Raw genomic sequence first — 25,012 nt, 5'->3', positions numbered from 1 at the left:
CACTCCCCCCAAGGCTGCGGGAGTTGTGTTCCTGGTGCTGCACCTGTCCGCTCCGGTGCGAGGCCTGCTCCCCCGGGGCCGGCAATGGTGAGCGTACCGAGCACGCCCCGAAAGCCGGCCCCCGCCCGCATGGTGCGCACGGTCCTCGGAGACACGGCACCGCCGCAACTCGGCATCTGCGATGCCCACGACCACCTGTTCCTGACGAGCCCTCAACTACCCAGACAGGAACTGGATTCGGCCGCATCCGCGGCACAGGAACTGGCGGCATTCCGGGCGGCCGGCGGCCAAAGCCTGATCCAGTGGACCCCGCACGGAATGGGCCGCGGGGCAGGAGACCTGGCCGGCCTCTCGCGAACATCGGGCGTACACATCGTCGCCGCCACAGGCCTCCACCAAGCAGCTCAATACCCACCGGAGTTGCTGACCCGGCTCCGCACCGAGGGACTCGCGGACCTCTTCGTCCGGGAGCTGACCGAGGGCATCGCCGACACCGGCGTACGCGCCGGGCTGATCAAAGTCGCGGGCGGCTTCCACGGCCTGGACGCGCACGCCCGCTGGACGATGACGGCGGCAGCCGAGGCCCACCACGCGACGGGCGCGCCCGTCGCCGTCCACCTGGAACTGGGCACGGGCGCGCTGGACGTACTCGACCTGCTGTGCGGCGAGTTGGACGTGGCGCCCGACCGCCTGATCCTCGGCCACCTGAACCGCTCCCCCGACCTCACTATCCACCACCAGGCAGCCGAAGCGGGCGCGTTCCTGGCCTTCGACGGCCCTTCCCGCGCCCACCACGCCACGGACTGGCGCATGCCGGAAGCCGTACAGACCCTGGCCGATGCGGGCTTCGCCGGTCAGCTGCTCCTGGGCGGCGACACGACGACGGCCGGGGCACGTTCGGTGAATGGCGGTCCCGGACTTCCCTACCTGCTGCGCGGGGTGCGCCCACGGCTCGAACTCGCCGCGGGCAAGGACGTGGTGGAGCGGATGCTGACGGCAAATCCGGGGCGGGCGTTCTCAGTGACGTGGGCCGACCATGGTGACGGGGCTGTTTCAGCCCGGACGGGCGCGAACTCGTCCTTGCTTCTCGGGTAATCGGGGAAGAGCCTCCACCAATGACCCCGTTGGTGGAAATGCTGCCCGAGTCGACCCTGCACGATGTGATCGGCCTGCTGGTCAGGCTGGTGGAGTCCGCGGGTGCGCTGGTCATCTTCATCGGTGCCGCGTGGGCGTTCGCGCGGTTCGTCCGCGCGGGTGTGCGCGGGCGCGGCGGGGCAGCGGAGTTCAACCGGATCAGGCTGGGCCTGGGGCGGTTCCTCGTCCTGGGCCTGGAGTTCCAGCTCGCGGGTGACGTGCTGCGCACGGCGGTCGCCCCGAGTTTCGCCGAGATCGGCCAACTGGCAGCCATCGCGGCCATCCGGACCGCGCTGAACTATTTCCTCGGACGGGAGATCGCCCAGGAGCGGGCCGAGATCGAACGAGTCGACACGGCGCCTTCGGGAGACACAGGGCCCTCGCGCGACACAGGGCCTTCACGCGGCACAGGGCCTTCGCCCGGCACCAAGGGACTGCCGACATGAGCGAGTGGCCACAGAAGGCTACTGCGCTGATCACCGCGCTCGGTCTCGTCGCGGCGGCAGCGTCCTGGCGCCTGACGCACGCCGTGCGACACGCCCTCGCCGTACTGCTCGACTTCCTGACCGCCGCCGTCCTGCTCCGGCTGGCGGGCAAACCGTCGTGGGACAGCATGATCCTGGCAGGAGCGGTGATCGCGCTGCGCGGGCTCCTCTGCGCCTCCCTCGCCCCGCCGGGGCCTGACCACAGCATCCGCGGGCAGCCGGGGGCTGCGAAACCCGTGGACGCCTCGGAGGCCGACATCACTGGCAGAGACAGGTGAGCGGCAACCTCGTCACCACGTATTGCACCGGACGTTCCAAAACATGTACCGTCCTGACATGGCCCGACCGAGAACCTTCGACGAGGAACGGGCCCTGGACGCGGCGATGCGCGCCTTCTGGGCGAATGGCTACGAGGCCACCTCGACCCAGGACCTGTGCGAAGCCACCGGACTGGGCCGCAGCAGCATCTACAACACCTTCAGCAGCAAGCACGAGCTGTTCCAGCGGGCCCTGGCCCGCTACATCGACGCCATGACAGCCGTACAGGTCGAGATCCTGGAGGATGCCGAGCGCCCCCCGAGGGAGCGCCTTCGCGCCCTCCTCGCCCACATCGTCGACTCCGAGTTCGCGTGCCGCGAGGACGAGCAGAGCATCGGCTGCCTGACCGTCAACACGACCGTGGAGCTCGCCGGGCGTGACCCCGAGTCCGCCGAGTTGCTCGCGCGCGACCTCGCCGCGCGGCTTGCCGCCCTCAGTTCCGTCATTCGTGCGGGTCAGAGCGGCGGCGACATCGTCTCCACGCGGGACGCGGGCGACCTGGCCCGGTTCCTGAACGCCGTCGTCGGCGGCATGCGGATCTCGGCGCAGGGCGGTGCCGATCGCGCCACCCTCACCGCCATCGCCGAGACCGCCCTGGACTCGCTGGACCACTGACCCGGCGACCGAGCCCGCCCGCCCCTCCTGCCCAGCCCCGGACCCCTTCAGCAATTTCGGACCCCGCCGGCAATTCCGCACGCCTTCATTTTGTACAGCTCAGTCCATAACCCTTGCATACCCGACAGGAGCCCCCATGCCCCGCGCCGTCTATCTCCTGGCCCTCGGCATCTTCGCCATGGTGACCAGCGAATTCGTGGTCGCCGGTTTGATGCCGCAGATGGCCGACGGACTCGACGCCACCATTCCGGAAATCGGCTACCTGATCACCGCCTTCGCCGCGGCGATGGCGTTCGGCGGCCCCTTCCTCACCGTTGCGCTCCTGAAGATGCGTCAGAAGACGGCTCTGCTCGTCCTGTTCGGCATCTTCCTTGCGGGCAACGTCCTCGCCGCCCTCGCCCCGGACTACCGCACCATGCTGGTGGCCCGCGTCATCACGGGCATCGCATCGCAGGCCTTCTTCGGCATCTCCATATCCCTGTGCGCACGGCTGACCCGGCCCGAAGTGCGGGGCAGGGCCATCGCGGTGGCGCTCAACGGCCTGATGCTGGGTACGCTCCTCGGCCTGCCGCTGTCCACCGTCATCGGTGAACACCTGGGCTGGCGCGCCGCGTTCTGGGCGATCACCGGCCTGACCGTCGTCGCCGCCCTGGCCACCCTCGCCGGAGTGCCGCGCATCGAGAGCGCCGACGACGACGGCGGCAGCCTCCGCCAGGAACTCGCCGCCTTCCGCAACCCCCGGCTCTGGCTGACCCTCACCACGAGCACCTTCGTCATCGGCGCCACGTTCTCCGCCTTCAGCTACCTCAACCCGATCCTCACCGAGGTCACCGGCTTCTCCACCGGCACCGTCCCGCTGCTGCTCATCGCATACGGAGCGGCCACCGTCATCGGCAACACCGTCGTCGGCCGGTTCGCCGACCAGCACACCGTGCCGGTGCTGCTCACCGGCCTGCTGCTCAATCTGGCCTTCCTCGCGGGCTTCGCGGTATTCGCCCAACTGAGCATCCCCGCCGTGGCGTTGATGATGGGCATCGGTCTGGTCGGAGTCACCATGAACCCGGCCCTCGTGACCCGCGTCCAGCGCACGGGCAACGCCCGGCCGCTGGTCAACACCGTCCACTCCTCGTTCATCACGCTCGGCATCATCGTCGCCACGTCCGTCGGCGGACCGGCCATCGATACGTTCGGGCTGCGGGCGCCGCTCTGGATCGGCGCCGCACTCGCCGGACTCGGCCTCCTCACGCTGCTGCCCGACCTGTTGCGCTCGCGCGACCTGAAGCAGTCGCGCGACGGACGAACCGCCCCGGCACCAGCCGGAGTTGAGGGTCAGGCATCGGAGGCAAAGGAGGCCGCCCGCGTCTAGCCGAGTGCCCCGAGGGGGTCGTCGAGCACCGGCTGCCAGGCCAGCTCGGCGGCCCCCACCAGGCTGTTGTGGTCCAGCGTGCAGGCCAGGATCGGCACGCCCCCGCTGCGCCCCCACAGGCTCCGGTCGGCGACGACGGCCCGCAGCCGCTCGGGGTCGGCCTCCAGCAGCGACCGGTGCAGGCCGCCCAGGATGATGCGGTCCGGGTTGAGGATGTTGACCAGGCCCGCGAGTCCCAGTCCGAGGCGGTCGATCAGTTCCTCCGCGGCCGAACGGATCGCGGGATCACCGCCCGCGTCACGGAGCAGTTCGCGGGCCTGCTGCAACAGCCCTTCGGGGCCGGGCTCGCGGCCCGCCGCCGTCAGGAAGGCCAGCGGATCCGTCTCGACGTCCAGACAACCCCGGCTTCCGCAGTAGCAGGGGCGGCCCTCCGGGTTGACCGTGAGATGGCCCACCTCGAGCGCGAGGCCCGAACTGCCGGTGTGCAGCCGCCCGTCGAGGACCAGGGCGCCGCCGACCCCCCGGTGCCCGGTCGCGACGCACAGCAGATCGCGGGCGCCGCGCCCGGCTCCGTGCCGGTGCTCGGCGAGGGCGGCGAGGTTGACGTCATTGGCGGCGAACGCCGGTCCCGCGATGCCCGCGTCGCGTACGCAGTCGGCGAAGATCTGGCGGACCTCCGAGCCCGCGGGCCACGCCAGGTGCAGCGGATTGAGGGCGGTGCCCTCCGGTTCGGCGACGGCCGAGGGCACCGCGAGACCCGCGCCCACACACGGCCTGCCGGTCTTCTCCAGGAGCTGCGCTCCGGCGTCGATCACCGAGCCGAGCACCTGCGCCGGGTCGGCGTCGATCGTCTCGCAGCCGGGCGCGGTGGCGACGATCCGGCCGCCGAGCCCGACGAGCGCCGCCCGGAATCCGTCGGAGTGCACCTGGGCGGCCAGTACGACAGGTCCGTTGTCCGCGATGGACAGGCCGTGCGAGGGGCGGCCCTGGGAACCCGCGGGCGCGCTCGGCTTCGCGTCGATGCTGATCAGGCCCAGCGCCTCGAGCTCGGCGGCGACGGCGCCCGCCGTGGCCCGGGTCACGCCGAGTTCGGCGGTGAGCACGGCACGGGTCGGGGCTCGACCGGTGTGGACGAGCTCGAGGGCGGGACCGAGCACGCCGCGCCCGCGCTCCAGGCGCGTACGCGTGGACAGATCACCCTCGGTACGGGAGGCAGCCTTGCCGTTCATGAGGGCGAGTCTCCCATGATCCGTACGCCGTCTCGCCGTTCACACGTCATCTGCTCGTGCACCGCTCTTCCCTTTCCCTTCCCCTGATGCGCCCGGGTCCCCTGATGTGCCCGGGCAGCCCACGCGAACCTTCCGTCCACCGGTGACCGCCGCCTCACTCGAACCGTCTTGTACGCCACGGGGGCACACCTCTACATTTACTTTGTGCCGCTACTAAACAAAACCACGTCCGCAGCGTCGCGGGCCACCTCCCCGGACCTTGTCCGGCTCCGTGTCGCACTCACCGTCTTCTTCGCGCTCGACGGCTTCATCTTCGCCGGATGGGTCGTGCGCATCCCCGCCATCAAGGAGCAGACCGGCGCGTCGGCGAGCGACCTGGGGCTCGCACTGCTCGGGGTCTCCGCCGGTGCGGTGATCACGATGACGCTCACCGGACGGCTCTGCCGCCGCTTCGGCAGCCATCCGGTGACCGTGGCCTGCGGGATCCTGCTGCCGCTGAGCATCGCGCTGCCGCCGCTGACGCATTCGGCGCTCGCGCTCGGGCTCGTACTCCTGGTGTTCGGCGCCGCCTACGGCGGGATCAACGTGGCGATGAACAGCGCCGCCGTCGACCTGGTGGCCGCCCTGCGGCGCCCGATCATGCCTGGCTTCCACGCCGCCTTCAGCCTGGGCGGCATGGCGGGCGCGGGACTCGGCGGGCTGATCGCCGGGTCCCTGTCCCCCACCCGGCACCTGCTCGGCCTCACCGTGCTCGGCCTGCTCGTCACCACCGTCGCCGGACGCGCGCTCCTGCGCCTCGAAGCTCCGGTGCCCGCGGCCGACCGCCCGGACACCGGCGACCACACCCCGGGGCGCCTCGACGGCCGCACCCGCCGACTGGTGATCGTCTTCGGCCTCATCGCCCTGTGCACCGCCTTCGGCGAAGGCGCGCTCGCCGACTGGGGCGCCCTCCACCTCGAACAGGACCTGGCCGCCCACCCCGGCGTCGCAGCCGCCGGATACTCCTGCTTCGCGCTCGCCATGACCATCGGCCGGCTCAGCGGAACGACCCTGCTCGAACGCCTCGGCCAGACCCCCATACTCGTCGCCGGCGGCACCACGGCCGCCGCCGGCATGCTCCTCGGCGCGCTCGCCCCCACCGTCTGGCTGGCACTCATCGGCTTCGCCGTCACCGGGCTCGGCCTCGCCAACATCTTCCCCGTCGCCGTCGAACGGGCGGGCGCCATGGCCGGGCCGGACGGCGTCGCCACCGCCTCCACCCTCGGCTACGGCGGCATGCTCCTGGGACCGCCCGCCATCGGCTTCATGGCCGACTGGTTCACCCTGCCCATCGCTCTCACCAGCGTTGCGGTGCTCGCGGGCGTCGCCGCGCTGATCGGGCTCACGGCCCGTCGATGAGGAGGGGCGGCAGGCTGCGCCGCCGCCTGCCCGACTGCAACGTGCCGCGACCGGTTGTTGGTTAGGGTGAGGCGCAGGCCAGGTGGTCGGTTCTTGGGCAGGGGAAGCAGGAGGCCGCTGATTCATGGTTGCTCACCGGTCGGACGAGGGGTCGCGCCCTGACCCCGTCTCCGGGAATCGAGACCCGGAACACCACTTACCGAACGCGGTGAGCCACCGCGGGCCGACGGGACGCGGTGGCCGCATGGCCGGCCCGCCCTCGCCCCCCGTGCTGCCCCCGCCCCTGCGTGCGTGGCTCGCGCTGATCGCCGCCCTCGCCGCCCTGCCGGTCGTCGTACTCGGCGTCATGTACGCCGGCCACACCGAGTCAGGCACGGTGGACAGGTGGTTCATCCAGCCGACGGACGACAGTGTGGGACAACCGTGGCGGGGCGTCGCGCTGGCCGTGGACTTCCTGGCGGAGCCAGCCGGAGCGGCGCTCCTGATCGTGGCCGCCGTCGCCGGGTGTCTGCTGCTGCGGCGGCCCCGCACGGCCGTGTTCGTGGTGCTGGCCACCGGCCTGACCGTCGTGACGGCGACACTGCTCAAGTTCCTGGTGGGACGCACCATCCACGGCCCCGACAACCTGTCCTACCCCAGCGGGCACACCGGCTTCCTCACCGCCCTCGCCCTGGTGGCGGCGCTGTTCACGGCCGGCCTGCTCGGCCTCGGCAGGACGGCCGGCCTGCTGCTCGTGCTCGTCTCGGCGCTGGTTGCCGGCGCCGCCATGGGCTGGGCGCAGGTCGCGCTGGGCGCGCACTACCCGACCGACATCCTCGGCGGCTTGTGCACGGCGCTGGCCGTGGTGCCGGTGACCGCCTTGCTGGTCGACCGGGTGGCCGACAGCGGCCGGTGGAAGCACCGCTGACGTCACCTCACGTCATGGGCTCGGCCGCTGACGTCACCTCACCTCACGTCACGCGAAAGGCCGGAAGACCGGCTTCACCGGCCGCCCCGCCAGCCAGGGACCGGGGTCACCGGCATCAAGTGCCTTGCGGTAGACCGCACATGCCTGGGCCACCACGTCGACGGTGCGGTCGATGTCCGCGTCGTCGAGCGCGCTGCTCACCACGAACGACGGGGCGAGCACCCCGCCCGCGAGCAGCTGGCGCAGGAAGAGGGTGCGGTACTCCTGGGACGGCTGCCGGTTCTCGTCCAGGGTGGCGAAGACCAGGTTGCTGGCCCGGCCCCGGACAAGGACGTGGTCGCCGACGCCCAGGCCCGCCGCGGCCTCGCGGACACCGGCGGCCAGCCGCTCGCCGAGAGCGTGGAGGCGCGCGGTGATGCCCTCCTCGGCATAGGTGGTGAGCACGGCCATCGCGGCTGCCAGGGAGTGCGTCTCCGCACCGTGCGTGGTGGACAGCAGGAACACCCGCTCCCCGGAGTGGCGCAGCCCGCCCCGCTCCATCAGGTCGCGGCGCCCGGCGAGCGCGGAGACGGCGAACCCGTTGCCCAGCGCCTTGCCGAACGTGGAGAGGTCGGGCGTGACCCCGTACAGGCCCTGGGCGCCCGCCTCGGACCAGCGGAGACCGGTGATCATCTCGTCGAAGACCAGGACGCAGCCGTGCCGGTCGGCCAGGTCCCGCAGACCCGCGAGGTAGCCGGGCGGCGGCTCGGTGTGGGTGGTGGCCGGTTCGAGGATCAGACAGGCGATCTCGCCCTCGTACCGGGTGAGCATCTCTTCCGTCGCGGACAGGTCCCCGTACGGGAAGGTGACGGTGAGGTCGGTGGTCGCCGCCGGGATGCCGGCGGACATCGGCGTGGTGGCGATGAACCAGTCGTCGACCGAGAAGAACGGATGGTCGCCGCAGATGGCCACCCGCGAACGCCCGGTGACGGCCCGGGCCAGGCGCACCGCGGCGGTGGTGGCGTCGGAGCCGTTCTTGGCGAACTTCACCATCTCGGCGCTCGGCACGGTGGCCAGGAAGCGTTCGGCGGCGTCGGCCTCCACGATGGACGGCCGCACGAAGTTGCTGCCGCGGTCCAGTTCCCTGCGTACCGCTTCGAGCACGCGTGGGTGGGCGTGGCCCAGGCTCACCGAGCGCAGCCCCGAGCCGTACTCGATGTAGCGGTTGCCGTCGACGTCCCAGACGTGGGCGCCGTGGCCGTGGCTGATGACCGGGGCCAGGTGCTCGGGGTACTGGTCGTCGCCCTTGGCGTAGGTGTGCGCGCCGCCGGGGATCATGGCGTGCAGTCGCTCGTTCGCCCTCTGCGAGCGGGGCAGTCGGAACTCTTCGGTGCTCACGCCGGCCTCAGCTTTCTTGTTGCCGCAGGGCTTCGGCGAGACTCGGCGCCTCGCGGTCCCGCTTGGACATCAAAGTGACCGGCAGCGGCCACGGAATGGCGAGCTCCGGGTCGTCGAAGGCGATCGTGACGTCCTCGGCCGGATCGTGCGGACGGTCGATCCGGTACGAGGTGTCGGCGGTCTCGGTCAGCGCCTGGAAACCGTGCGCGCACCCGGCGGGGATGTACAGGGTCGCCTGCGTCTCGCCGGACAGCTCGAAGAAGGCCCGGCCCCGGAAGGTCGGCGAGTCCGGGCGCAGGTCCACGACCACGTCGAAGATCTTCCCGTACGAGCAGCGCACGAGCTTGGCCTCGCCCGCTCCGGAGCGCAGGTGCATTCCGCGCAGCACTCCCCGGGCCGAGCGGGACAGGCTGTCCTGGATGAACGCGTCCGGTTCCAGGCCCACCGAGCGGGCCACGTCGGCGTCGAACGTGCGGCAGAAGAAGCCGCGTTCGTCGGCGTACGGGGTCGACTCGAACAGGTACGCGCCATGGATCGCCGGGACTTCGGTCGCCTTCATCGGGCCTCCCGCAGGGTGTGGTCGGTCGTCGGGAACAGGGCCGCGTTCAGGGCGGTGAACTGGTCGTCCAGGCGCCGGGTGGCGAGCAGGTTCTGTTCGGTGAGGGCCCGCCGCACCCCGGCCGCGTTCTGTTCCAGCGCCCGGAACTGTTCGAGCAGCCGGCCGGCGTCCACCTCGCGGGCCGAGTGGCAGTACGTGCCGAGCCCCATCCGTTCCATGAGCGCGTCGCTCTTCGCCGAATAGCTGACGGCGAGGGTCGGCGTACCGACCTTCATCGCGCAGATCAGGTTGTGGTACCGGGTCGCCACCACGGTGTCGGCGGCCGCCATCTCCTTCATCAGGTCGTCGAGCGAGGCGGTTTCGGCCGCGGTGACCAGCGGCGAGTCCACCGCGTCGAGGATCGCCCCGGCCACCGGCCGGTCGAGTTCGTCGCCGGTGACGAGGCGCACCGGCCTGCCGTCCTCGACGAGCGCGCGCACGAACGCGGTCATGCCCTCCAGGTAGCGCCGGTTGATCTCGGCGGCCCGGTCGCGCTCGTCGTTGCTGCCGTGGAAGTCCATGACGCCGACGCAGACCGGCCCCGGCGGCCCCGAGGGCTCGTGCGCGGACGGTGTGGGCAGGGCGAACACGAGGTCCTCGTAGACCTTGTCGCGCCGGGTGTCCACCTTCATCGCCCGCATCGCGGCGCGGGACTGGTCGTCCCGGAACGACCGGTAGGCGGCAAGCCGTGCCGACCAGCGCACCAGGGCCCTGGTCGGCCGGTTGCCGATCGTGCCGGCGCCGACGCTGACCAGCGCGACCCGGGTGCCGAAGAGCCGGCCGGTCGCGCAGAGCAGGAACAACGAGTAGGGAAAGCCCCACGGCCGCAGCGGCAGCGTGGTCTCAAGCACGCCCGTGCCCGGCACGATCACCACGTCGTGTCGGCGCACCCAGGCGGCGGTGCGGACGACGTCGACGAGTTTGCCCAGGCCCTTGGCCGCGATCGCACCCGCACGTGACGCGGTCCGGTACTCGCCGCGGTACCAGTTCAGCCGGGTCGCGGGGATCCGGTACCGGGTCGCGACGTCCTCGGGGCCGCCGCACAGCGCGTCCACGACGGCCTTCGGCTGCTCGGCGCGCAGGTACCCGAGCACGGCTTCCAGCGATCCGTTGTTGCCGACGTTGCCGGAGCCGAGCAGCCCGAACACCCCGACACGCACGGCAGATTCGTCTCCGGACGTCATGCCTGCCTCCCCTCGCGGCCGGCGACGAGATCGTCGACGGAGACGGTGAGCAGGGCCGGGTCGACCGGGTCACGGTCCTCGACCCGCTCGCCGGCGCCGCCCGGCCGGGCCCGGCTGGTCATCCATGCGGCGAGGTGGCGGTAGCAGGCGCGCCGGTCGGCCACGGACAGCGGCGCCCGCCGGATCGCCTCGACGAAGCCCCAGACGTACTCGGCGAGCAGCCGGGGCGTCGGGTGCAGCGGCCCGGCGCGGCGCGGGTCGAGGTTGACGCACCGGGAGCGCAGGGAGGGGTTGGCCCGCTCGGCGCGGGTGGGGTGGTCGCGGCGGAAGTACAGCAGCTCCGGCACCTGGTGGAAGGGGCCGTGCAGGGCGATCTCGGCGACGAACGTGCGGTCCGCGTGGTGGTAGCTGTCGTGCGGCTTCACCCGGCGCAGCACGTCGGCCCGCATCACCCCGTAGAAGTCGTCGCCGCCGGGCTCGAACAGCATGCTGCGAAAACGCTCCGGCGCGCGCGGCGAGTCGGTGGCGAGCGTGTACTCGTAAGGGACCGTCACCTTGCCGTCGCCGTCGATGACCGCCTGGTCGGCGTGCGCGAGGATGACCTCCGGACGCTCGTCGAGCGCTTCCACGCAGCTGCGCAGCAGGTCCCGTGCGTACAGGTCGTCGTGGGAGGCCCACTTGAACAGTTCGCCGTGGCACTGGGTGAAGACGTAGTTGTGGTTCGGTGCGGCGCCGATGTTCCGCAGCAGCCGGATGTACCGGATGCGTGAGTCCTTCGCGGCGTACCGGCGGCAGATGTCCCGGGTGCCGTCGGTCGAGGCGTTGTCGGTGATGACCAGCTCGAAGTCCTCGTAGGTCTGGCCGAGCAGCGCGTCGAGCGACTCGGCGAGGTACTCCTCGCCGTTGTAGACGGGCAGGCCGATGCTCAGCCGGGGTTGGGCGGTCATTGCGTCCTCACTTCGGGAATGGGGTTCTGGCGGCGCTCGCGCAGAGCGGACCGCAGTTGCAGCCACCACACGGCGGAGCTGCAGAGGGACGCGGCGGCGACGCCCCAGGCCGAGCCGGCGGTGCCGGCCACGAGCGCCCCGCCGAGCCCGCCGCCGACATAGCAGGTCGAGGCGAACAGCTGACAGCGCAGGCTGCGCCGGGCCGCGGCGAGCGCGCGCAGACCGGCCGCCGCGCCGGTGCCGATACCGGCGCCCGCGACACCGAGCGTGACCGGCACGATGATCGCCGAGGAGGAGCTCCAGACGTCGCCGAGAATCAGCTCTCCGAGCCGGTCGGGCATCAGCAGCAGCACCGCGCCCCACGAGAGCGCGCCGACGGCCTGCCCGGCGCCGAGGAAGAGGCAGAACCGGCCGAGCCGTTCCGGGGCCTGGCGCAGCATCCGGGCCGCTTCCGCGACGGTGACAAGGGTCAGCCCCATCAGTACGGCGAGGAAGGGGCCGAGCAGCAGCTCGGCGCCCCGGATCACGCCCACCGCGCTGACCGCGACGATCGCGCCGAGCCCGTACGCCCGCAGCTGGCTCGCGCCGCTGACGCCGACGTTCTCGATCAGGTACCGGTAGCTGAGGTCGCGGTGCTCGTGCAGCCAGTCGCGCCCGCCGGTGAGCCGGGGCCGGATGCCGGACTGGAAACAGCCGTACACCGCGGCCACCGTGGCGGAGGCGCCCCAGGCGAGCACGAACGCGGTCACGCTGCCCACCCGGGCCGCCACCACCATCGCCGGCACGAGCGCGACGCCCCACACGACGTCGTTCACGAACGCCTTGCGGCCGTTGCCGGCGGCGAAGAACGAGTACCGCCAGGCGTCCTGCAACAGCAGCCCCGGCAGCATCAGGCCGAGCCCGGCGAACGCGGGCCCCACCTGGCCGCCGAGCGCGATGCCGACCACCAGACATCCCGCGCCGATGACGGCACCGACGCCGAGCGCGGTACCCGACGACCGGGCGACCGCCCCGCGCCAGGACGCGTCCGACACTCCGCTGAAGCGCACCACGAGGGGGTCGGTCGCCAGGCCGCGGGAGACGCTGAGGACCACTCCGTAGGTCACCCAGGCCAGGCTGAACACGCCGAACGCGGTCAGCCCCAGGGAGCGGGCGACGTAGATCCCCACCGCGAAGTTGGACAGGCTGGAGGCCGCCTGGTCGGCCAGCCCCCAGGAGAGCCGGCCCAGGATGGCCCGCCTTGCGGCGGGCCGGGCCGTCTTCTCCTCCCCGGTGGTCATCGGCTCCTCCCCGGTGGTCATCGGCGTCACGCCTTGATCAGCCCAGCGCCGTGCAGGGCGTCGGCCGCGACGGCGACGGTGTCGAACGGCAGCCCTGACCGCTCGGCGATGTCGAGCAGGCCGTGCTCGCCGTCGGAGAGGTTGAGCACCCAGAGCATGGCCATCTGGGCCTCCTTGGTGTCACTGCGGCCGCCGAGCGCGTCGTAGAGACCGCGCCGTCCCAACTGCGGTTCGCCGTAGGGGCTGAGGTTGAGATAGCGCCGGTTGCGGTCCAGGACCGCGAACGCTTCGCCGCACACCGCCAGGGTGTCCGCCATCGCCGCGGGGGACACGAAGTCCGGGTTGTCCGCCGAGGTGTGGTACTCCGGGTATTCGGAGTACGGGGTCCTGCTGAGCGAGCCCACGCCGAGGTCGAATCCAGGTGAGCAGTACTGCCGCTCGTCATAGCCGTAGGGCGTGAACTCCCTGACGTCGTGCGGGCGTTCGGAGACCCGCAGCACGTGCCGGAGCACCCGGTCGATCTCCGCGTCGCCGCGCCTGCTCTGTTTGTACGTCAGTTGGCCCGTGTCGCCCGCGCAGGCCAGCACGAGGCCGTGCTTGACCGACTCCACCCGTTCCTTGTTGCGCGCGAGCCAGGTGATGGCCCCCACCGTGCCGGGCGCGAAGATGAACCGGTAGGTGTAGTACGGGTTCGTCTCCGCGAGCGCCCTGGCCAGGAACGTCGCCACCGCGATGCCGGCCAGGTTGTCGTTGGCCAGCGACGGATGGCAGACGTGGCAGGAGACGATCACCTCGTCGGGCACCTGGCCGGGGACCACGTGCTCGGCGTAGGTGAGGTGGCCGTCGGCGAGCGTGGAGTCGATGTGCACCTCGTACTCGCCGTCCGGCAGCGCGTCCAGCGTCTCCTGTGCCAGGCAGAACCCCCAGGCCGGCTTGTAGTAACTGGTGCGGTACGGCACCCACGTCGGGTGGTCGGGCAGGGTGTGCAGATGCTCGCGGAGTTCGGCCAGCGGCATGGTCCGCGACACCGGCACGCTGTAGCCGAGCACGTGCAGGCTGGACGCGGCGAAGTCGACGACGCGGTTGCCCGCACTGTCGGCGACATACGCGTCCCGGATGTTCCACTCCTGCGGCACCGTCCAGTCGAGCACCTGCGTCCCGGTCGGCACCTCGTGCACCTGCAACGGGATGTACTCGCCGACGATGTCCAGCGTGGCGCGCACGCCGTCGCCGGTGATGCTGCGGCAGAGCGGGTAGAGCCGCTCCACCAGTGCGTGCATCTGTGCGCCGGCGCCTTCCTCGATCCGTATGGTCATCCGCGCCGCCGCAGGGTGTCGTCGACGGTGCCGGCCTCGGACGCCGTGCGCAGCACGGCCAGGCGGGTGAAGCGCTGCTCGAAGTCCTCGCGGGTCAGCCCGAACTTGCGGTAGGCGTCGGCGAGTTCGAGCGCGCCCTGCTTCACCGTCCACTCGCAGTCGAAGCCGGGAATCGCGGCGCGGAACCGGGAGAAGTCCACCCGGTAGGACCGCGGGTCGGCGCCGTTCTCCCCGGTGATCCTGACCTTCGCGCCGGACACCGCGTCGGCGACCTGCTCGGCGATCTCGGCGACCGTGACGTTGTTGGTCTCGCTGCCGATGTTGAACGCCTGGTCGTGCACCGCCTCTCGCGGCGCGTCAAGGGCCGCCGTGAAGGCCCGTGCGATGTCGCCCGCGTGCACCAGCGGGCGCCAGGGGGTGCCGTCGGAGAGCACGAGCACTTCGCCGGAGAGCAGCGCGTGGCCCACCAGGTTGTTCAGGACGATGTCGGCGCGCAGCCGGGGCGAGTAGCCGAAGGCGGTGGCGTTGCGCATGTAGACCGGGCTGAAGTCGCCGTCGGCCAGGGCGTGCAGGTCGTCCTCCACCCGCACCTTGGACTCCGCGTACGGCGTCACCGGGCGCAGCGGGGCGTTCTCGCCCACCAGGTCGTCCCCGCCCGCGGCGCCGTACACCGAGCAGGTCGACGCGTACAGGAAGCGCCGCACTCCGGCCTCGCGGGCCAGCCGGGCGAGGCGTACGGACGCGTGATGGTTGATGTCGTAGGTGAGCTCCGGTGCGAGGGATCCCAGCGGGTCGTTGGAGAGCGCCGCCAGGTGGATCACGGCGTCCACCCCGGCGACGTGTTCGGCCGTGAGATCACGCAGGTCCACCCGGTGGCCCGAGGGGTCCGCGGGCGGCGGGCCGAGCACACAGTCGGCGAACAGACCGGCGTCAAGGCCGACGACTTCGTGTCCGGCGGCCGTGAGTACCGGGGCCATCACGGTGCCCAAGTAGCCCTGGTGTCCGGTGAGCAGTACGCGCAAGGTTCATTCCCCCAGGTCGGCAGTGCCGAGATCGAGCGTGAGTTTGGTGACGGCGAACGCCTCGGCGTATCGCGCATGGCATTCGATGCCCCGGATCCGGGCGAGGCCGAGGAAGGCCTCGCGGTCGTACCAGGGGCGGTGCCGCTGCGAGGGATAGTGCTCCTGCAACAGCCGCACCTTCTGTTCGGCGGTCTCCGGCGACAGCGGCTGGTATGCCGCCATCCGGCCCAGATCGCCGTCCCATTTGACGATCTCGTAGCCGAGTACGAGGTGGTCGCGGAAGGCGGTGGTCATCAGCTGCGCCAGGCCCCGGTGGTCCTGGTGCGCGTCGTCGGTGCGCGGGGCGAGGACCAGATCCGGCTCGGTCCGCTCGCGCACCTCCTCGACGGCGGCCTTGGCCTCCTCCCACTGCGCGGGCAGCCGGCCGTCCGTCAGCTTGAGCACGGTCAGGCGCAGATCGGCGCCGGGGCAGAACGCGGCGAGCGCTGCCTGCTCCTCCTGCTCGCGCTCGCTGCCGCCGCCGGTGAGCACCAGGGCGTCGACGCGGATGCCCGGCCGCGCGAGGCACAGCGCGAGCAGCGTGCCGCCCGCGCCGATGGCGATGTCGTCGCAGTGCGCGCCCACCGCGACCACCCGGTCCAGGCGACCGGACCCGAGCCGGATCACGCGCTCACCCCGGCACGGTCCCGCTCCCACACGGCCCACGGGCGATCGCCGCGGGCGTAGGCCTCGTCGAGCGCGGCCCGCTCCTTGACGGTGTCGGTCGGCTTCCAGAAGCCGCGGTGCTGGTGCGCCACGAGGCGCCCCTGCTTGGCCAGACCGCCGCATCCGTCGGCGACCAGGTCACCGCTCTCCGGTATGTGGTCGAAGACCTCCTGGCGCAGCACGAAGTAGCCGCCGTTCTCCCACATCGGCAGTTCGCTGACCGGGGTGATGCCCCCGACCAGGCCGTCCTCGCCCAGCTCCACGCAGTGGAACGAGGACTGCGGCGGCACCACCATCATCGACGCGCCCGCGTCACGCGCGGCGAAGCGTTCGATCATCTGGGGCAGGGGGGCGTCGGTGAGCACGTCGGCGTAGTTGGCGAGGAACATCTCGTCCCCGTCCAGGTGGTGACGCACCCGGCGCAGGCGCTCGCCGATCGGTGACTCGATGCCGGTCTGCGCGAACGTGATCGTCCAGTCCGAGATGTCGGTGGACAGCAGCTCGGTCTTTCCGCCCCGCAGCACGAAGTCGTTGGACGTCGTCTCCTCGTAGTTGAGGAAGAAGTTCTTGATGTGGTGGGCTCCGTAGCCCAGGCACAGGATGAACTCGGTGTGCCCGAAGTGCGCGTAGTAGCGCATCACGTGCCAGATCAGCGGCCGCGGACCGACCATCGCCATCGGCTTGGGCACGTCGTCGGCGGCGCCGCTGCGCATCCGCATCCCGTAACCGCCGCAGAACAGTACGACCTTCATGCTGTGACCTCCTTCGACGACGCGACCTCGACAACGCTCAGTTCCGGGATGGGGAAGACGAGGCGGCCGCCCCACTCGTGCACGAAGGACAGCTGCTCGACCAGCTCGGCCCGCAGGTTCCACGGCAGGACCAGGACGTAGTCGGGCTTGTCGATGCCGATCTGCTCGGGCGGCAGGATCGGGATACGGGTGCCCGGGGTGAACCTGCCGTGCTTGTAGGGGTTGCGGTCGACCGTGTACGCAAGCAGGTCGGGCCGGATGCCGCAGTGATTGAGCAGAGTGTTGCCCTTGCCCGGGGCGCCGTAGCCGACGACCGTCTTGCCGTCCTCGGCCGCGGTGATGAGGAACTTCAGGAGGTCGCGGCGCACCTTGGCCACCCGCGCGGAGAACTCGGTGTACCCGGACAGCTCCTGGAGGCCCGCCGCCTTCTCCCTGGCCAGCACGTCGACGACCCGCTGGGACGGCTCTCCGGCCACCTCGGCGGGCCGGGCCCACAGCCGGATGGAGCCGCCGTGCGTGGGCAGCAACTCGACGTCCACGAGGGCGAGTCCGCCACTGGCGAGCGCCCGGATCGCGGACGCGACCGTGTAGTACTGGAAGTGCTCGTGGTAGATCGTGTCGTACTGGTTCTCCTCGATCAGGGTCAGCAGGTGCTGCACCTCGATGGAGACCCAGCCGTCGTCGGCGACCAGGGCGCGCAGCCCCTCGGTGAACCCGACCACGTCGGGGATGTGCGCGTACACGTTGTTGGCCACGACCAGGTCCGCCGGGCCGTGCTCGGCGCGGACGGCCGAGCCGGTGTCCGGGCTCAGGAACTCCGTGAGCGTGGGGACACCCGCGTCCCTGGCCGCGGCACCGACGTTCACCGACGGCTCGATGCCTAGGCAGCGGATCCCCCGGTCCACCACGTGCTTGAGCAGGTACCCGTCGTTGCTCGCGACCTCGACCACGAAGGCGTCCGGGCCGAGGTCCGCCCGCTCCACCGCGCCGGCGACGAACGTGCGCGCGTGCTCCACCCAGGACGTCGAGAAGGAGGAGAAGTACGCGTACTCCGTGAACGTCTCCTCCGGCTTGATCAGCGGCGGAATCTGCGCGAGCCAGCAGTCGGTGCAGACCCGCAGGTGGAGCGGGTAAGCCGGTTCGGCCGTGTCCAGTTGGTCGGCGGCGAGAAAGCTCTCGCACGGCGGGGTCGCCCCCAGATCGACGACGCTCCCCAGCGCCGACGAGCCGCAAAGTCGGCATCGTGTCATCTAATTCCCCCCAGTTCTGCTCGCGCGGGTGCCCCACCGCGAGCCGTTTCCATTCCGTGCGGGCGGCGGGCTCTGCCCGCCGCCGGACCGCGCCGCGATCGCGGCGCGATACCCCTCCACCAGGCGTTCGAGACCGACGGCCGGGCTGAAGCCCTGCTCGTAACGGTCCCGGCCCGCCCGGCCCATCTCCTGGTTCCGCTCCGGATCGGCCGTGATCCGGCGCAGACAGGACGCGAGTGAGGCGGCGTCACCGGGCCGGTGCAGCAGCCCGGTCACCCCGTCCTCGACGAGTTCCACGAAGGCGCCGTGACCGGCGGCGACGGTCGGGACCCCCGCCGCCATCGCCTCCACGACCACCAGGCCGAACGCCTCGAGCCACGTCGAGGGAGCCACCACCGCCACCGAGCGCGCGATGGCCTGCCGGCACTGCTCCGGGTCGTACAGGCCGACGTACCGCACGTCGTCCCGGCCCGCCGCCCAGGCGGTCACCTCGTCCTTCAGCGGGCCCGTGCCGGCGATGGCCAGCGGCACGCCCACACCGCCGGCCGCGGCAAGCTCGTCCCACGCGGCCATCAGCAGCCGCACGCCCTTGGCCTCCGCGAGCCGGCCGAGGTAGAGCACCTGCTCGCCTGCTCCCGTCCGGCGGGCGTCCGGGTCCGGCACGAAGTTGTGCTTGACCGCAAGGCGCTCGGCCGGCATGCCGGATTGCACCAGGACCTCGCGCTGCGCGGCGCTTATGCAGAAGAACCGCTCCACGCCGGACCACCAGCGCCGCCGGTTGACCGAAAGGCTGAGCGCCAGCGGCACCGTCGCGAGCCGGGAGCCGCGGTAGCAGCCGTGCCGGACGGCGGGCAGCGGCGTCCCCCCGACGCACTCGGTGCACGGCCGGCCGTCCCGTTGCAGCGTGCCGGGCGGGCAGACCTGCGTGTAGTTGTGCAGCGTCGCCACGACGGGCACGCCGGCGTCCGCGCAGGCGGCGATGACCGCGGGCGAAAGGAGCGGGAAGACGTTGTGGACGTGCACCACGTCAGGGCGTGCGGCGCGCAGGCGGGCAGCGAGCTCGGAGCGGACCGCCGGGTTCCACGGCACGAGCAACGGCATCGCGGCCTTGGCGGGCAGCGACATGGCGCCGATGTCGTCGCTGCGCCGCTCGAACAGCTCGACCCGGTGACCGGCCGCGCGCAGCAGCTCCGTCTCCTGGTCGACGACGTTGTTCTCCCCGCTCGGCTGCGCCGAGGCATAGCGGTTGTGCACCACGAGGACGTGCATGCTCACAGTCGCCTCCGGTCCTGGGCCCAGCGCGGGATACGGCGTCGGGCAACTGCGGGCTTGGCAAGGGGCGTGGCCGCGGGCGGCGCCGCGAGGAGCGAGGCGGCCAGCGCCAGGTGCAGCAGGTACGGCGAGGCGTCGCCGAGGCCGGCCTCGGTGTACGACGCGATCGCGCAGTAGCTGATCAGGAAGATCGCGCAGGCCCTCGCGAGGGACGGCGGCCGCAGCAACGCGACGGCGCCGAGGATGGTGACGAGCGCGGCCACGAGCGTGATGCCGGTCCAGCCCTGCTCGTGGTAGACGGCCAGCCAGCTGTTGTCGATCGGCAGCCCGCCGAACGACTTGTCGCCCAGGCCCATGCCGAACAGCTTCTCCCCGGTCGTCCGGGGCGCCGCGAGGAGGGCGTCCCAGACCTTGGCCCGGCCGGTGAGGCTGGTGAGGTACTCCTGGCTCTGTCCGCGCAGGAACCACGCGCGGAGCAGGGGGGCGAACCCCACCGCCGCCACCGTGGTGACGACCACCGCCCAGGTGAAGAACCGGCGGGCGGCGGCGCTGGTCAGCACGAGCGAACCGATCGCGAGGGCGAGCCCGATGAGCATGCCGAGCGTGGCCGTGCGGGTATGGGTCAGCGCGAGCAGGACCAGTGAGGGCACGATGACGACCGTCGCGCTGACCTTGTCGGTCCTGCGCCCCAGTACGAGCAGCACGGTGAGCCCGATGATCACTGCGGCGTACTGCCCGATCTGCGGCGGGGTGAGCGGCCACAACGCGCCGACGAGCCGCCCGCCGTAGATGTCGGGCATGGCCGCGCCCGGCGAGATGACCGCGCCGGCCGCGACCGATCCCAGCACCGCGAAGTAGATGCGGATGTGGTGCCTGACGAACGTCTCGCTGCCGTCCCACCAGCGGCTGAGCAGCCACAGCGTGCCGATGAAGAGAGCGAAGCGGGTACAGCGGAACAGCGCCCCGAACCCGGACGCCAGTTGCAGGCTGGAGATCAGGCTCGGCACCAGGAGCAGGGTGAGCAGCAGCAGGAAGGCGCTGGCGTGGATGCGCAGCCGCGGATTGAGCGCGAGCGCAAGGGCGAACGCGGCGACCAGCGCGCCCATGGTGACCAGCTGGATGAGCGAGCGGGGCAGCGGGATGACGGTCTCCGCCCCGGCGGAGCCGAGCGTGTTGAGGATCAGCAGGCCCCAGACGGTCCCGACGAGCTTCGGTGTGCCGAGCCGTGGGGCGGCCGTGGCCGCCGTATCGGCATCGCCCGGCAGTCCGGCACGCCGCAGGTCCTGACTCATCTCAATCACCGTCCCGTGTACGGAGGGTGCTGTTCTCGTCCTGCTCGTACGGCGCGCCCTGCCACTCGCCGAAGTCGAGCACCCGGCTCGGGTCGTGGGCGACGAACTTCCACGGCCCGGTGTAGACGTTGTCGTGCCAGCGGTTCTTCTGCTTGTGGGTGATCGCGTCGGCCACCCGTTCGCCCTTGTACGGCGACCACTTCGGGTAGGTGCCGTAGTTGGACAGGACCGCCATGCGGTCGCACATCTCCGTGCACTTGAGGGCGGACTTGTCGAGCACGAACCGGTTGGTGTGGATGTCCACACGCTGGGTCTTCCACCGGCAGTCGGCGTAGAGCGGCGCGGTGGCGATCTGCGGCCGCGCACAGCGGTCGGGGTTCTTCTCCAGGAGCGTGCAGTCACCGGAGGACGTGTTGGCGGGGCTGTTGCAGAACCGGTCGGCGTTCTCCCAGAGGGTGATCCCGGACCAGTTGTTCTCCAGGAGGTTGCGGTAGACCTCGATCTTGTCCGTACGGGCCGGGACCCGTGGTTCGCCGCCGGACTCGGAGAAGTAGAGGGTCGCGAAGGGGAATTTGTCGCCGCCCGAGGCCTCTCTGCGGCCCTCGACCCAGTTGTTCCGCCGGATCGTGTTCTTCCGGACGACCGCGTTGTAGCTGGTCTCATAGATCAGTGCGGCACCGTCGTTGGCCTCCAGTACGTTGTCCTCGATCCGGAAGTCGTTGTTGTTGGTGTCGGCCCACAATCCGGTTCCGCGGTTGTCGTGCACCCAGTTGCCGCGGATGTCGGCGCCGTCGACGGCCCAGAACTTGATGCCCCCGGTGCAGCCGCAGCCCTCGCGCCGCTTCTCCCAGTCGCCGGTGTTGTTGCCCGTGATCTCGTTGCCCTCCACCACCAGGTCGCGGAGGGGTCCCGTGCCCTTGTACGCGTTCATGCCGTACTGGCCGTTCTCGCTCAGGCAGTTGGCGCGGACCTCCTGGCGGGCGCCGGCCATCAGTCCGGCGCCGGAGTTGTGCCGGATCGTCGAGTGCTCGATCACCCAGCCGTCGGCCGAGTCGTGGTTGACCACGCCCTGGTCGTGCGGCGCGACGAAACGCTGCACGGTCAGGTGGCTGATGGTGACGTCACGGGCGTCGCCGCCGAACGCGTACTGGTTCTTCTTGCGGCCGTCGAGCACCGCGCCGGGCGCACCGAGGTAGCGGTTGCCCTTCTTGGGGATGACCTGGGCGTGGCGGTCCGGTTCGAGCCGGTGCTTGCCCGGCCGCAGCCAGAACGTGGTGTTCGCGGGGCTGCTCTTGGTCTTCGCCGCCAGGTCGTTGACCTTCTTGGGGTCGACCGTCACGGCGCCCGCCGGCGCCTTGGCCGGCCCGGCCGCGGGCTTGGCGCACACCCGGGCCACGGCTGCCCCGGCCCCGGACTTGGACGGCCCGGAGGTCGGCTCCGCCCGGTCGCCCGGCGAGCTCTCGCAGCCGGTCGCCACCAGGACGGCCAGCGCCGCCGCCGGTAACGCCCAGTTCCGCCATGTCATGCCCACCGTCCCCCTCCCCCCCCTAGCCCCGGAACCCGAGCACGGTCGTGAACTCCTGCGCGCCGGCGGCGAAGCCGGTGCCGATCAGCGTCGTGGCGGGTTCCTTGCGCCCGAAGCCCGCGGAGTACCAGCCGAGCGGCGGGTTGCTCTCGCCGCGATGCGCCCGCCAGTTCAGCTGCCGGGGCAGGTCGAGCACCGCGGAGCGGTCCTCGCCGTCCTTGGTCCACGTGAGCACCGCCCGGTTGCCCGTCAGCTCCGCGGTGATCGCCGGGCCCAGGTGGAACGCCAACTGCGCGGCCCGGCCCTGGCCGAGCACCTCGTCGATGACGTGCAACTCCCGTGCGGCGGAGTCCAGTTCGACGCGGCGGCGGTGCACCGCGCCGTCCGCGCGCTGGTAGCCGTCGTGCTCGGCGCACCAGCGGGCCGTGCCCCCGTCGGAGGCGTCGGGCGTGTCCGCGGTCAGGACGCGGGTGCGGGCATGCCGGGTCCACAGGAACGGGCCGCCGGACACGGACTGCTCGGTGCCGCCCAGTCGCAGGGTGTTGTGGCCCAGGGTCGAGCGGAAGTACTGCCGCCACTCGGGCTGCCCGTGGTAGCAGAACGTGCCCGGGTCGGCGAGCACGTCGACCCCGTCGTGCCGGACCTCCACGGACAGCGCGTCGGCGTGGGCGTGCGCGGCGATGGACAGGAACCCGTGCGGGCCTCCGTCGCAGCGGCACCAGATCTCCCCCGGACCGCGCAGGATGGTCATGCCCGCGTCGGCGAAGTGGGCGGTACGGCTCGCGGGGCGGGCCGCCCCGCCCTTCGGGTACGGCCGGACGAGCGCGGCGAGCAGAGGTGTGCGCACATCGGTGCCGGTCACCTCGGGCCACCAGGGGAGCCGGCCGAACACGGCGTCTCCGGTGGCGAGCAGCGAGCCCCAGCGGTCGGTGCCCGCGCCGTCCACGACCAAGCCGTGCCCGTCGTCCGCGTCTCCCTGGCGCGGCGGCCGCAGGCGGTTGTCCACGACGGCCGCGAGCGCGTCGGTCATCCGGAGCAGGACCAGGCGGATCGACGCGGGAACCGGCACATGGGCGGCATCCGCCTCGGCCACGGCGGCCAGCGCGAGTTCGAGGACCAGCCCGTGGTACTCGGTGGCCAGCTCGCGGTTGAGGCCGGAGGTGAAGGTGTTGCTCTTGAGGTGCCGTTCGAGGGACCGCAGCGCATCCGCCCGCCAGCCCTCCGACGAGGGGAACCAGTCGAACGCGCAGGCCGCCGCGAACTGCCCGGCGGTCTCGGCGATGACGTGGTTGTTCGCCGATGATCCCCGGCTGGGGAAGGCGGCGAGCCAGCGCTGGTGGTGCCAGATCTGGTTCAGCGCCACCGGGTTGTCCTCGAAGAGACCGGCCGCGCCCGGCCAGCCGTCGAGCAGCCTGCGGACCCACACCCAGGACAGCAGGCGGATGCCCAGCTCGATGCCGCTGATCCAGTGCACCCCGCGCAGCGGCGGGTTGACCGCCCACCACGACCGCAGGTGCGCGGCCACGCGCTCGGCGTACCGCTCGTCCCCGGTGACCGCGTAGGCGGCCGCGAGTACGGTCAGGTACTGGTGCCGGGACGGCTCCCAGATCTGCTTGATGTCCCCGACCGCGTCCTCGCTGCGGTAGGGCACGTCGAAGGCATAGCCCCACGGAGCCCGGCGTCCGGTCTTCGGGTCGTACCACCAGTCCGGGTCGGCCATGTCGTCGCGGTCCACCCCGAAGTACGTGGCGTGCCCCTCCATCAGCCGGTCCGCCTCGGCCACGAGCCGCTTCGCGGCGTCCGGCGGCACGGCGGCGACCGTCCCGGCGGGCAGTACGGCGGTGAACCGGGCGCCGGTCACGTCCGGGCAGCCGGGCGGCGCCGAGCGCCGCCACTGCCGCCTGCGCACCGCGTCGCTCACCCGGCCGCCGACCTCCTGCGGCCGCATCCGGGACAGCCGCCGCAGGTACCAGCCCGCGCTCGTGCTCATCGTTCCCTCGTCAGTGCCACCGGCGCGCCGCCGGCCAGACCGGCCTGTACGGCGAGGGTGGCCGCCGTGGTGGCGACGAGGGACTCCAGCGGCACCGGCATCGGCCCGCCGGTGCGCACGGCCTTGATGAACGAGGCCAGTTCGGCGTTCTGGCCCTTGTCCCTGGCCTTGGGCAGCCGTGAGCTGACCCAGCGCTTGCGGCCCACTCCCCCGTCCGCGTACACCGAGGCACGCACGAAGTCGTCGAGCCGCAGCACCTTGCCGTCGGCGATCAGGTCGAGGGTCTCCTTGGGGAAGCTGCCGGGACCGGTGGTGACGTAGCTGATGGTGGCCGTGGACCCGTCGGGGTAGCCGAGGACGATCTGCAGGTCCTCGTTGCCGGACGTGGCGGCCGCGTACACCGAGACCGGGTCGGCCCCGAGCAGCCAGCTCGCCGTGTCGATGAAGTGCCCGCCCTCGCCGGCGAACCGGGAGCCCTCGGAGCCCTGCCGCAGGTACCAGCTGCCGTGCTGCAACCGGCCCGCGTTGACCAGGTAGCGCAGGCTCGCGGGACCGGTCCGGGCGCCGAACCGCTCCTTGGCCTCCTGGAGCAGCGGGGCGAACCGGCGGTTGAAGCCCACCTGGAGCCGGTCGTTGCCGGATTCCTCCACCGCGGCGAGCACACCGGTGAGTTCGTCCTCGGTGAGGGCCAGCGGCTTCTCCACGAAGACCGCCTTGCCCGCGAGGAGCGCCTTGCGGGTCAGGTCGGCGTGCGAGCTGTGCCGGGTGACCACGAACACCGCGTCGATGGACGGGTCGCCGAGCGCGGCGTCCAGATCGGTGGTCGCCTCGGCGAAGCCGAACTTCCGCTTCGCGTTGGCCGCGGACAGCGCCGTCGTCGTGACGACCTTGGACAGCTCGACGCCGTCGCGCCCCGTCAGGTGCGGCAGCAGCATCGACGTGGCGTAGTTCCCCGCGCCGACGAACGCCACGCGTACCGGCGTCCGCACGGAGCGGACCGCGCCCGGCTTGACGGTCACCGCGGGCACGGCCACCGCCGGGGCCCCGGCC

At 71.7% G+C, this 25,012-nt stretch carries 23 protein-coding genes; 7 read left to right on the top strand and 16 right to left on the bottom strand.

Features of this window, described 5'->3' with window-relative positions; translation table 11 throughout:
• The first annotated feature begins 84 nt into the window (after positions 1-84).
• The 5 genes from ACQKIP_RS14445 to ACQKIP_RS14425 all read left to right on the top strand — a co-directional run bounded on the left by ACQKIP_RS14445 (position 85) and on the right by ACQKIP_RS14425 (position 3,918).
• On the top strand, positions 85-1,095 hold the full coding sequence (locus ACQKIP_RS14445; RefSeq protein ID WP_365859801.1) for a phosphotriesterase family protein: 1,011 nt from the start codon (positions 85-87) through the stop codon (positions 1,093-1,095).
• A gap of 20 nt (positions 1,096-1,115) precedes the next feature.
• Entirely contained in the window at positions 1,116-1,580 is a 465-nt protein-coding gene (locus ACQKIP_RS14440; protein ID WP_365859802.1) for a DUF1622 domain-containing protein, read from the top strand.
• The gene (locus ACQKIP_RS14435; protein ID WP_365859803.1) at positions 1,577-1,897 is read left to right on the top strand and encodes a hypothetical protein; all 321 of its coding nucleotides are present in this window, start codon (positions 1,577-1,579) and stop codon (positions 1,895-1,897) included. The genes ACQKIP_RS14440 and ACQKIP_RS14435 overlap by 4 nt, the downstream gene beginning before the upstream one ends.
• A 58-nt stretch (positions 1,898-1,955) precedes the next feature.
• The gene (locus ACQKIP_RS14430; RefSeq protein WP_365859804.1) at positions 1,956-2,552 is read left to right on the top strand and encodes a TetR/AcrR family transcriptional regulator; all 597 of its coding nucleotides are present in this window, start codon (positions 1,956-1,958) and stop codon (positions 2,550-2,552) included.
• A 136-nt stretch (positions 2,553-2,688) separates the two neighbouring features.
• On the top strand, positions 2,689-3,918 hold the full coding sequence (locus ACQKIP_RS14425; protein WP_365859805.1) for an MFS transporter: 1,230 nt from the start codon (positions 2,689-2,691) through the stop codon (positions 3,916-3,918).
• Here ACQKIP_RS14425 and ACQKIP_RS14420 read toward each other — a convergent pair.
• Positions 3,915-5,147: an ROK family protein gene (locus tag ACQKIP_RS14420; RefSeq protein ID WP_365859806.1), complete on the bottom strand. Its 1,233-nt coding sequence runs from the start codon at positions 5,145-5,147 to the stop codon at positions 3,915-3,917. The genes ACQKIP_RS14425 and ACQKIP_RS14420 overlap by 4 nt on opposite strands.
• A 204-nt stretch (positions 5,148-5,351) precedes the next feature.
• On the opposite strand from ACQKIP_RS14420, the gene ACQKIP_RS14415 reads away from it, so the two are divergent.
• Both ACQKIP_RS14415 and ACQKIP_RS14410 read left to right on the top strand, forming a co-directional pair.
• Entirely contained in the window at positions 5,352-6,545 is a 1,194-nt protein-coding gene (locus ACQKIP_RS14415; protein WP_365859807.1) for an MFS transporter, read from the top strand.
• 244 nt (positions 6,546-6,789) lie between these two features.
• Positions 6,790-7,452, top strand: a complete 663-nt coding sequence (locus tag ACQKIP_RS14410; protein ID WP_365859808.1) for a phosphatase PAP2 family protein — start codon at positions 6,790-6,792, stop codon at positions 7,450-7,452.
• Between the two features lie 48 nt (positions 7,453-7,500).
• On the opposite strand, the gene ACQKIP_RS14405 is transcribed toward ACQKIP_RS14410, so the two are convergent.
• The 15 genes from ACQKIP_RS14405 to ACQKIP_RS14335 all read right to left on the bottom strand — a co-directional run.
• Positions 7,501-8,829, bottom strand: coding sequence for a glutamate-1-semialdehyde 2,1-aminomutase (locus tag ACQKIP_RS14405; protein ID WP_365859809.1), 1,329 nt, complete (start codon positions 8,827-8,829; stop codon positions 7,501-7,503).
• A 7-nt stretch (positions 8,830-8,836) separates the two neighbouring features.
• On the bottom strand, positions 8,837-9,388 hold the full coding sequence (locus ACQKIP_RS14400) for a dTDP-4-dehydrorhamnose 3,5-epimerase family protein (RefSeq protein ID WP_365859810.1): 552 nt from the start codon (positions 9,386-9,388) through the stop codon (positions 8,837-8,839).
• The gene (locus ACQKIP_RS14395; RefSeq protein WP_365859811.1) at positions 9,385-10,611 is read right to left on the bottom strand and encodes a polysaccharide pyruvyl transferase family protein; all 1,227 of its coding nucleotides are present in this window, start codon (positions 10,609-10,611) and stop codon (positions 9,385-9,387) included. Before ACQKIP_RS14395 ends, ACQKIP_RS14400 begins: the two co-directional genes overlap by 4 nt.
• On the bottom strand, positions 10,608-11,558 hold the full coding sequence (locus tag ACQKIP_RS14390; protein ID WP_365859812.1) for a glycosyltransferase family 2 protein: 951 nt from the start codon (positions 11,556-11,558) through the stop codon (positions 10,608-10,610). Before ACQKIP_RS14390 ends, ACQKIP_RS14395 begins: the two co-directional genes overlap by 4 nt.
• On the bottom strand, positions 11,555-12,838 hold the full coding sequence (locus tag ACQKIP_RS14385) for a hypothetical protein (protein ID WP_427743096.1): 1,284 nt from the start codon (positions 12,836-12,838) through the stop codon (positions 11,555-11,557). Before ACQKIP_RS14385 ends, ACQKIP_RS14390 begins: the two co-directional genes overlap by 4 nt.
• Positions 12,839-12,864: 26 nt before the next feature.
• Positions 12,865-14,154, bottom strand: a complete 1,290-nt coding sequence (locus tag ACQKIP_RS14380) for a DUF4910 domain-containing protein (protein WP_365859814.1) — start codon at positions 14,152-14,154, stop codon at positions 12,865-12,867.
• Complete coding sequence (locus tag ACQKIP_RS14375; RefSeq protein ID WP_365859815.1) at positions 14,151-15,176, bottom strand: NAD-dependent epimerase/dehydratase family protein; 1,026 nt, start codon at positions 15,174-15,176, stop codon at positions 14,151-14,153. The genes ACQKIP_RS14380 and ACQKIP_RS14375 overlap by 4 nt, the downstream gene beginning before the upstream one ends.
• A 3-nt stretch (positions 15,177-15,179) precedes the next feature.
• Positions 15,180-15,842 carry a PIG-L deacetylase family protein gene (locus ACQKIP_RS14370; RefSeq protein WP_365859816.1) on the bottom strand — a complete coding sequence of 221 codons (663 nt, stop codon included), beginning with the start codon at positions 15,840-15,842 and terminating at the stop codon, positions 15,180-15,182.
• Positions 15,839-16,633 (bottom strand): glucose-1-phosphate cytidylyltransferase, encoded by a 795-nt coding sequence (locus ACQKIP_RS14365; RefSeq protein ID WP_365859817.1) that lies wholly within the window; start codon positions 16,631-16,633, stop codon positions 15,839-15,841. The genes ACQKIP_RS14370 and ACQKIP_RS14365 overlap by 4 nt, the downstream gene beginning before the upstream one ends.
• Entirely contained in the window at positions 16,630-17,883 is a 1,254-nt protein-coding gene (locus tag ACQKIP_RS14360) for a class I SAM-dependent methyltransferase (protein WP_365859818.1), read from the bottom strand. The genes ACQKIP_RS14365 and ACQKIP_RS14360 overlap by 4 nt, the downstream gene beginning before the upstream one ends.
• Positions 17,884-19,152, bottom strand: coding sequence for a glycosyltransferase (locus ACQKIP_RS14355; protein ID WP_365859871.1), 1,269 nt, complete (start codon positions 19,150-19,152; stop codon positions 17,884-17,886).
• A gap of 2 nt (positions 19,153-19,154) precedes the next feature.
• Entirely contained in the window at positions 19,155-20,447 is a 1,293-nt protein-coding gene (locus tag ACQKIP_RS14350; RefSeq protein ID WP_365859819.1) for an O-antigen ligase domain-containing protein, read from the bottom strand.
• A 1-nt stretch (position 20,448) separates the two neighbouring features.
• Positions 20,449-21,972 carry a right-handed parallel beta-helix repeat-containing protein gene (locus tag ACQKIP_RS14345; protein WP_365859820.1) on the bottom strand — a complete coding sequence of 508 codons (1,524 nt, stop codon included), beginning with the start codon at positions 21,970-21,972 and terminating at the stop codon, positions 20,449-20,451.
• A 22-nt stretch (positions 21,973-21,994) separates the two neighbouring features.
• Positions 21,995-23,962 carry a heparinase II/III family protein gene (locus ACQKIP_RS14340; protein WP_365859821.1) on the bottom strand — a complete coding sequence of 656 codons (1,968 nt, stop codon included), beginning with the start codon at positions 23,960-23,962 and terminating at the stop codon, positions 21,995-21,997.
• A partial coding sequence (locus ACQKIP_RS14335) for a Gfo/Idh/MocA family protein (protein ID WP_427743088.1) occupies positions 23,959-25,012 on the bottom strand: 1,054 nt, incomplete at its 5' end. The genes ACQKIP_RS14340 and ACQKIP_RS14335, both read right to left, overlap by 4 nt.

Origin of the sequence: Streptomyces sp. NPDC059900, from assembly GCF_050270335.1 — a bacterium.
Taxonomy (GTDB): domain Bacteria; phylum Actinomycetota; class Actinomycetes; order Streptomycetales; family Streptomycetaceae; genus Streptomyces.
Note: the sequence above shows the minus strand (reverse complement) of the source record. Positions and strands in the feature narration are given on the sequence as shown.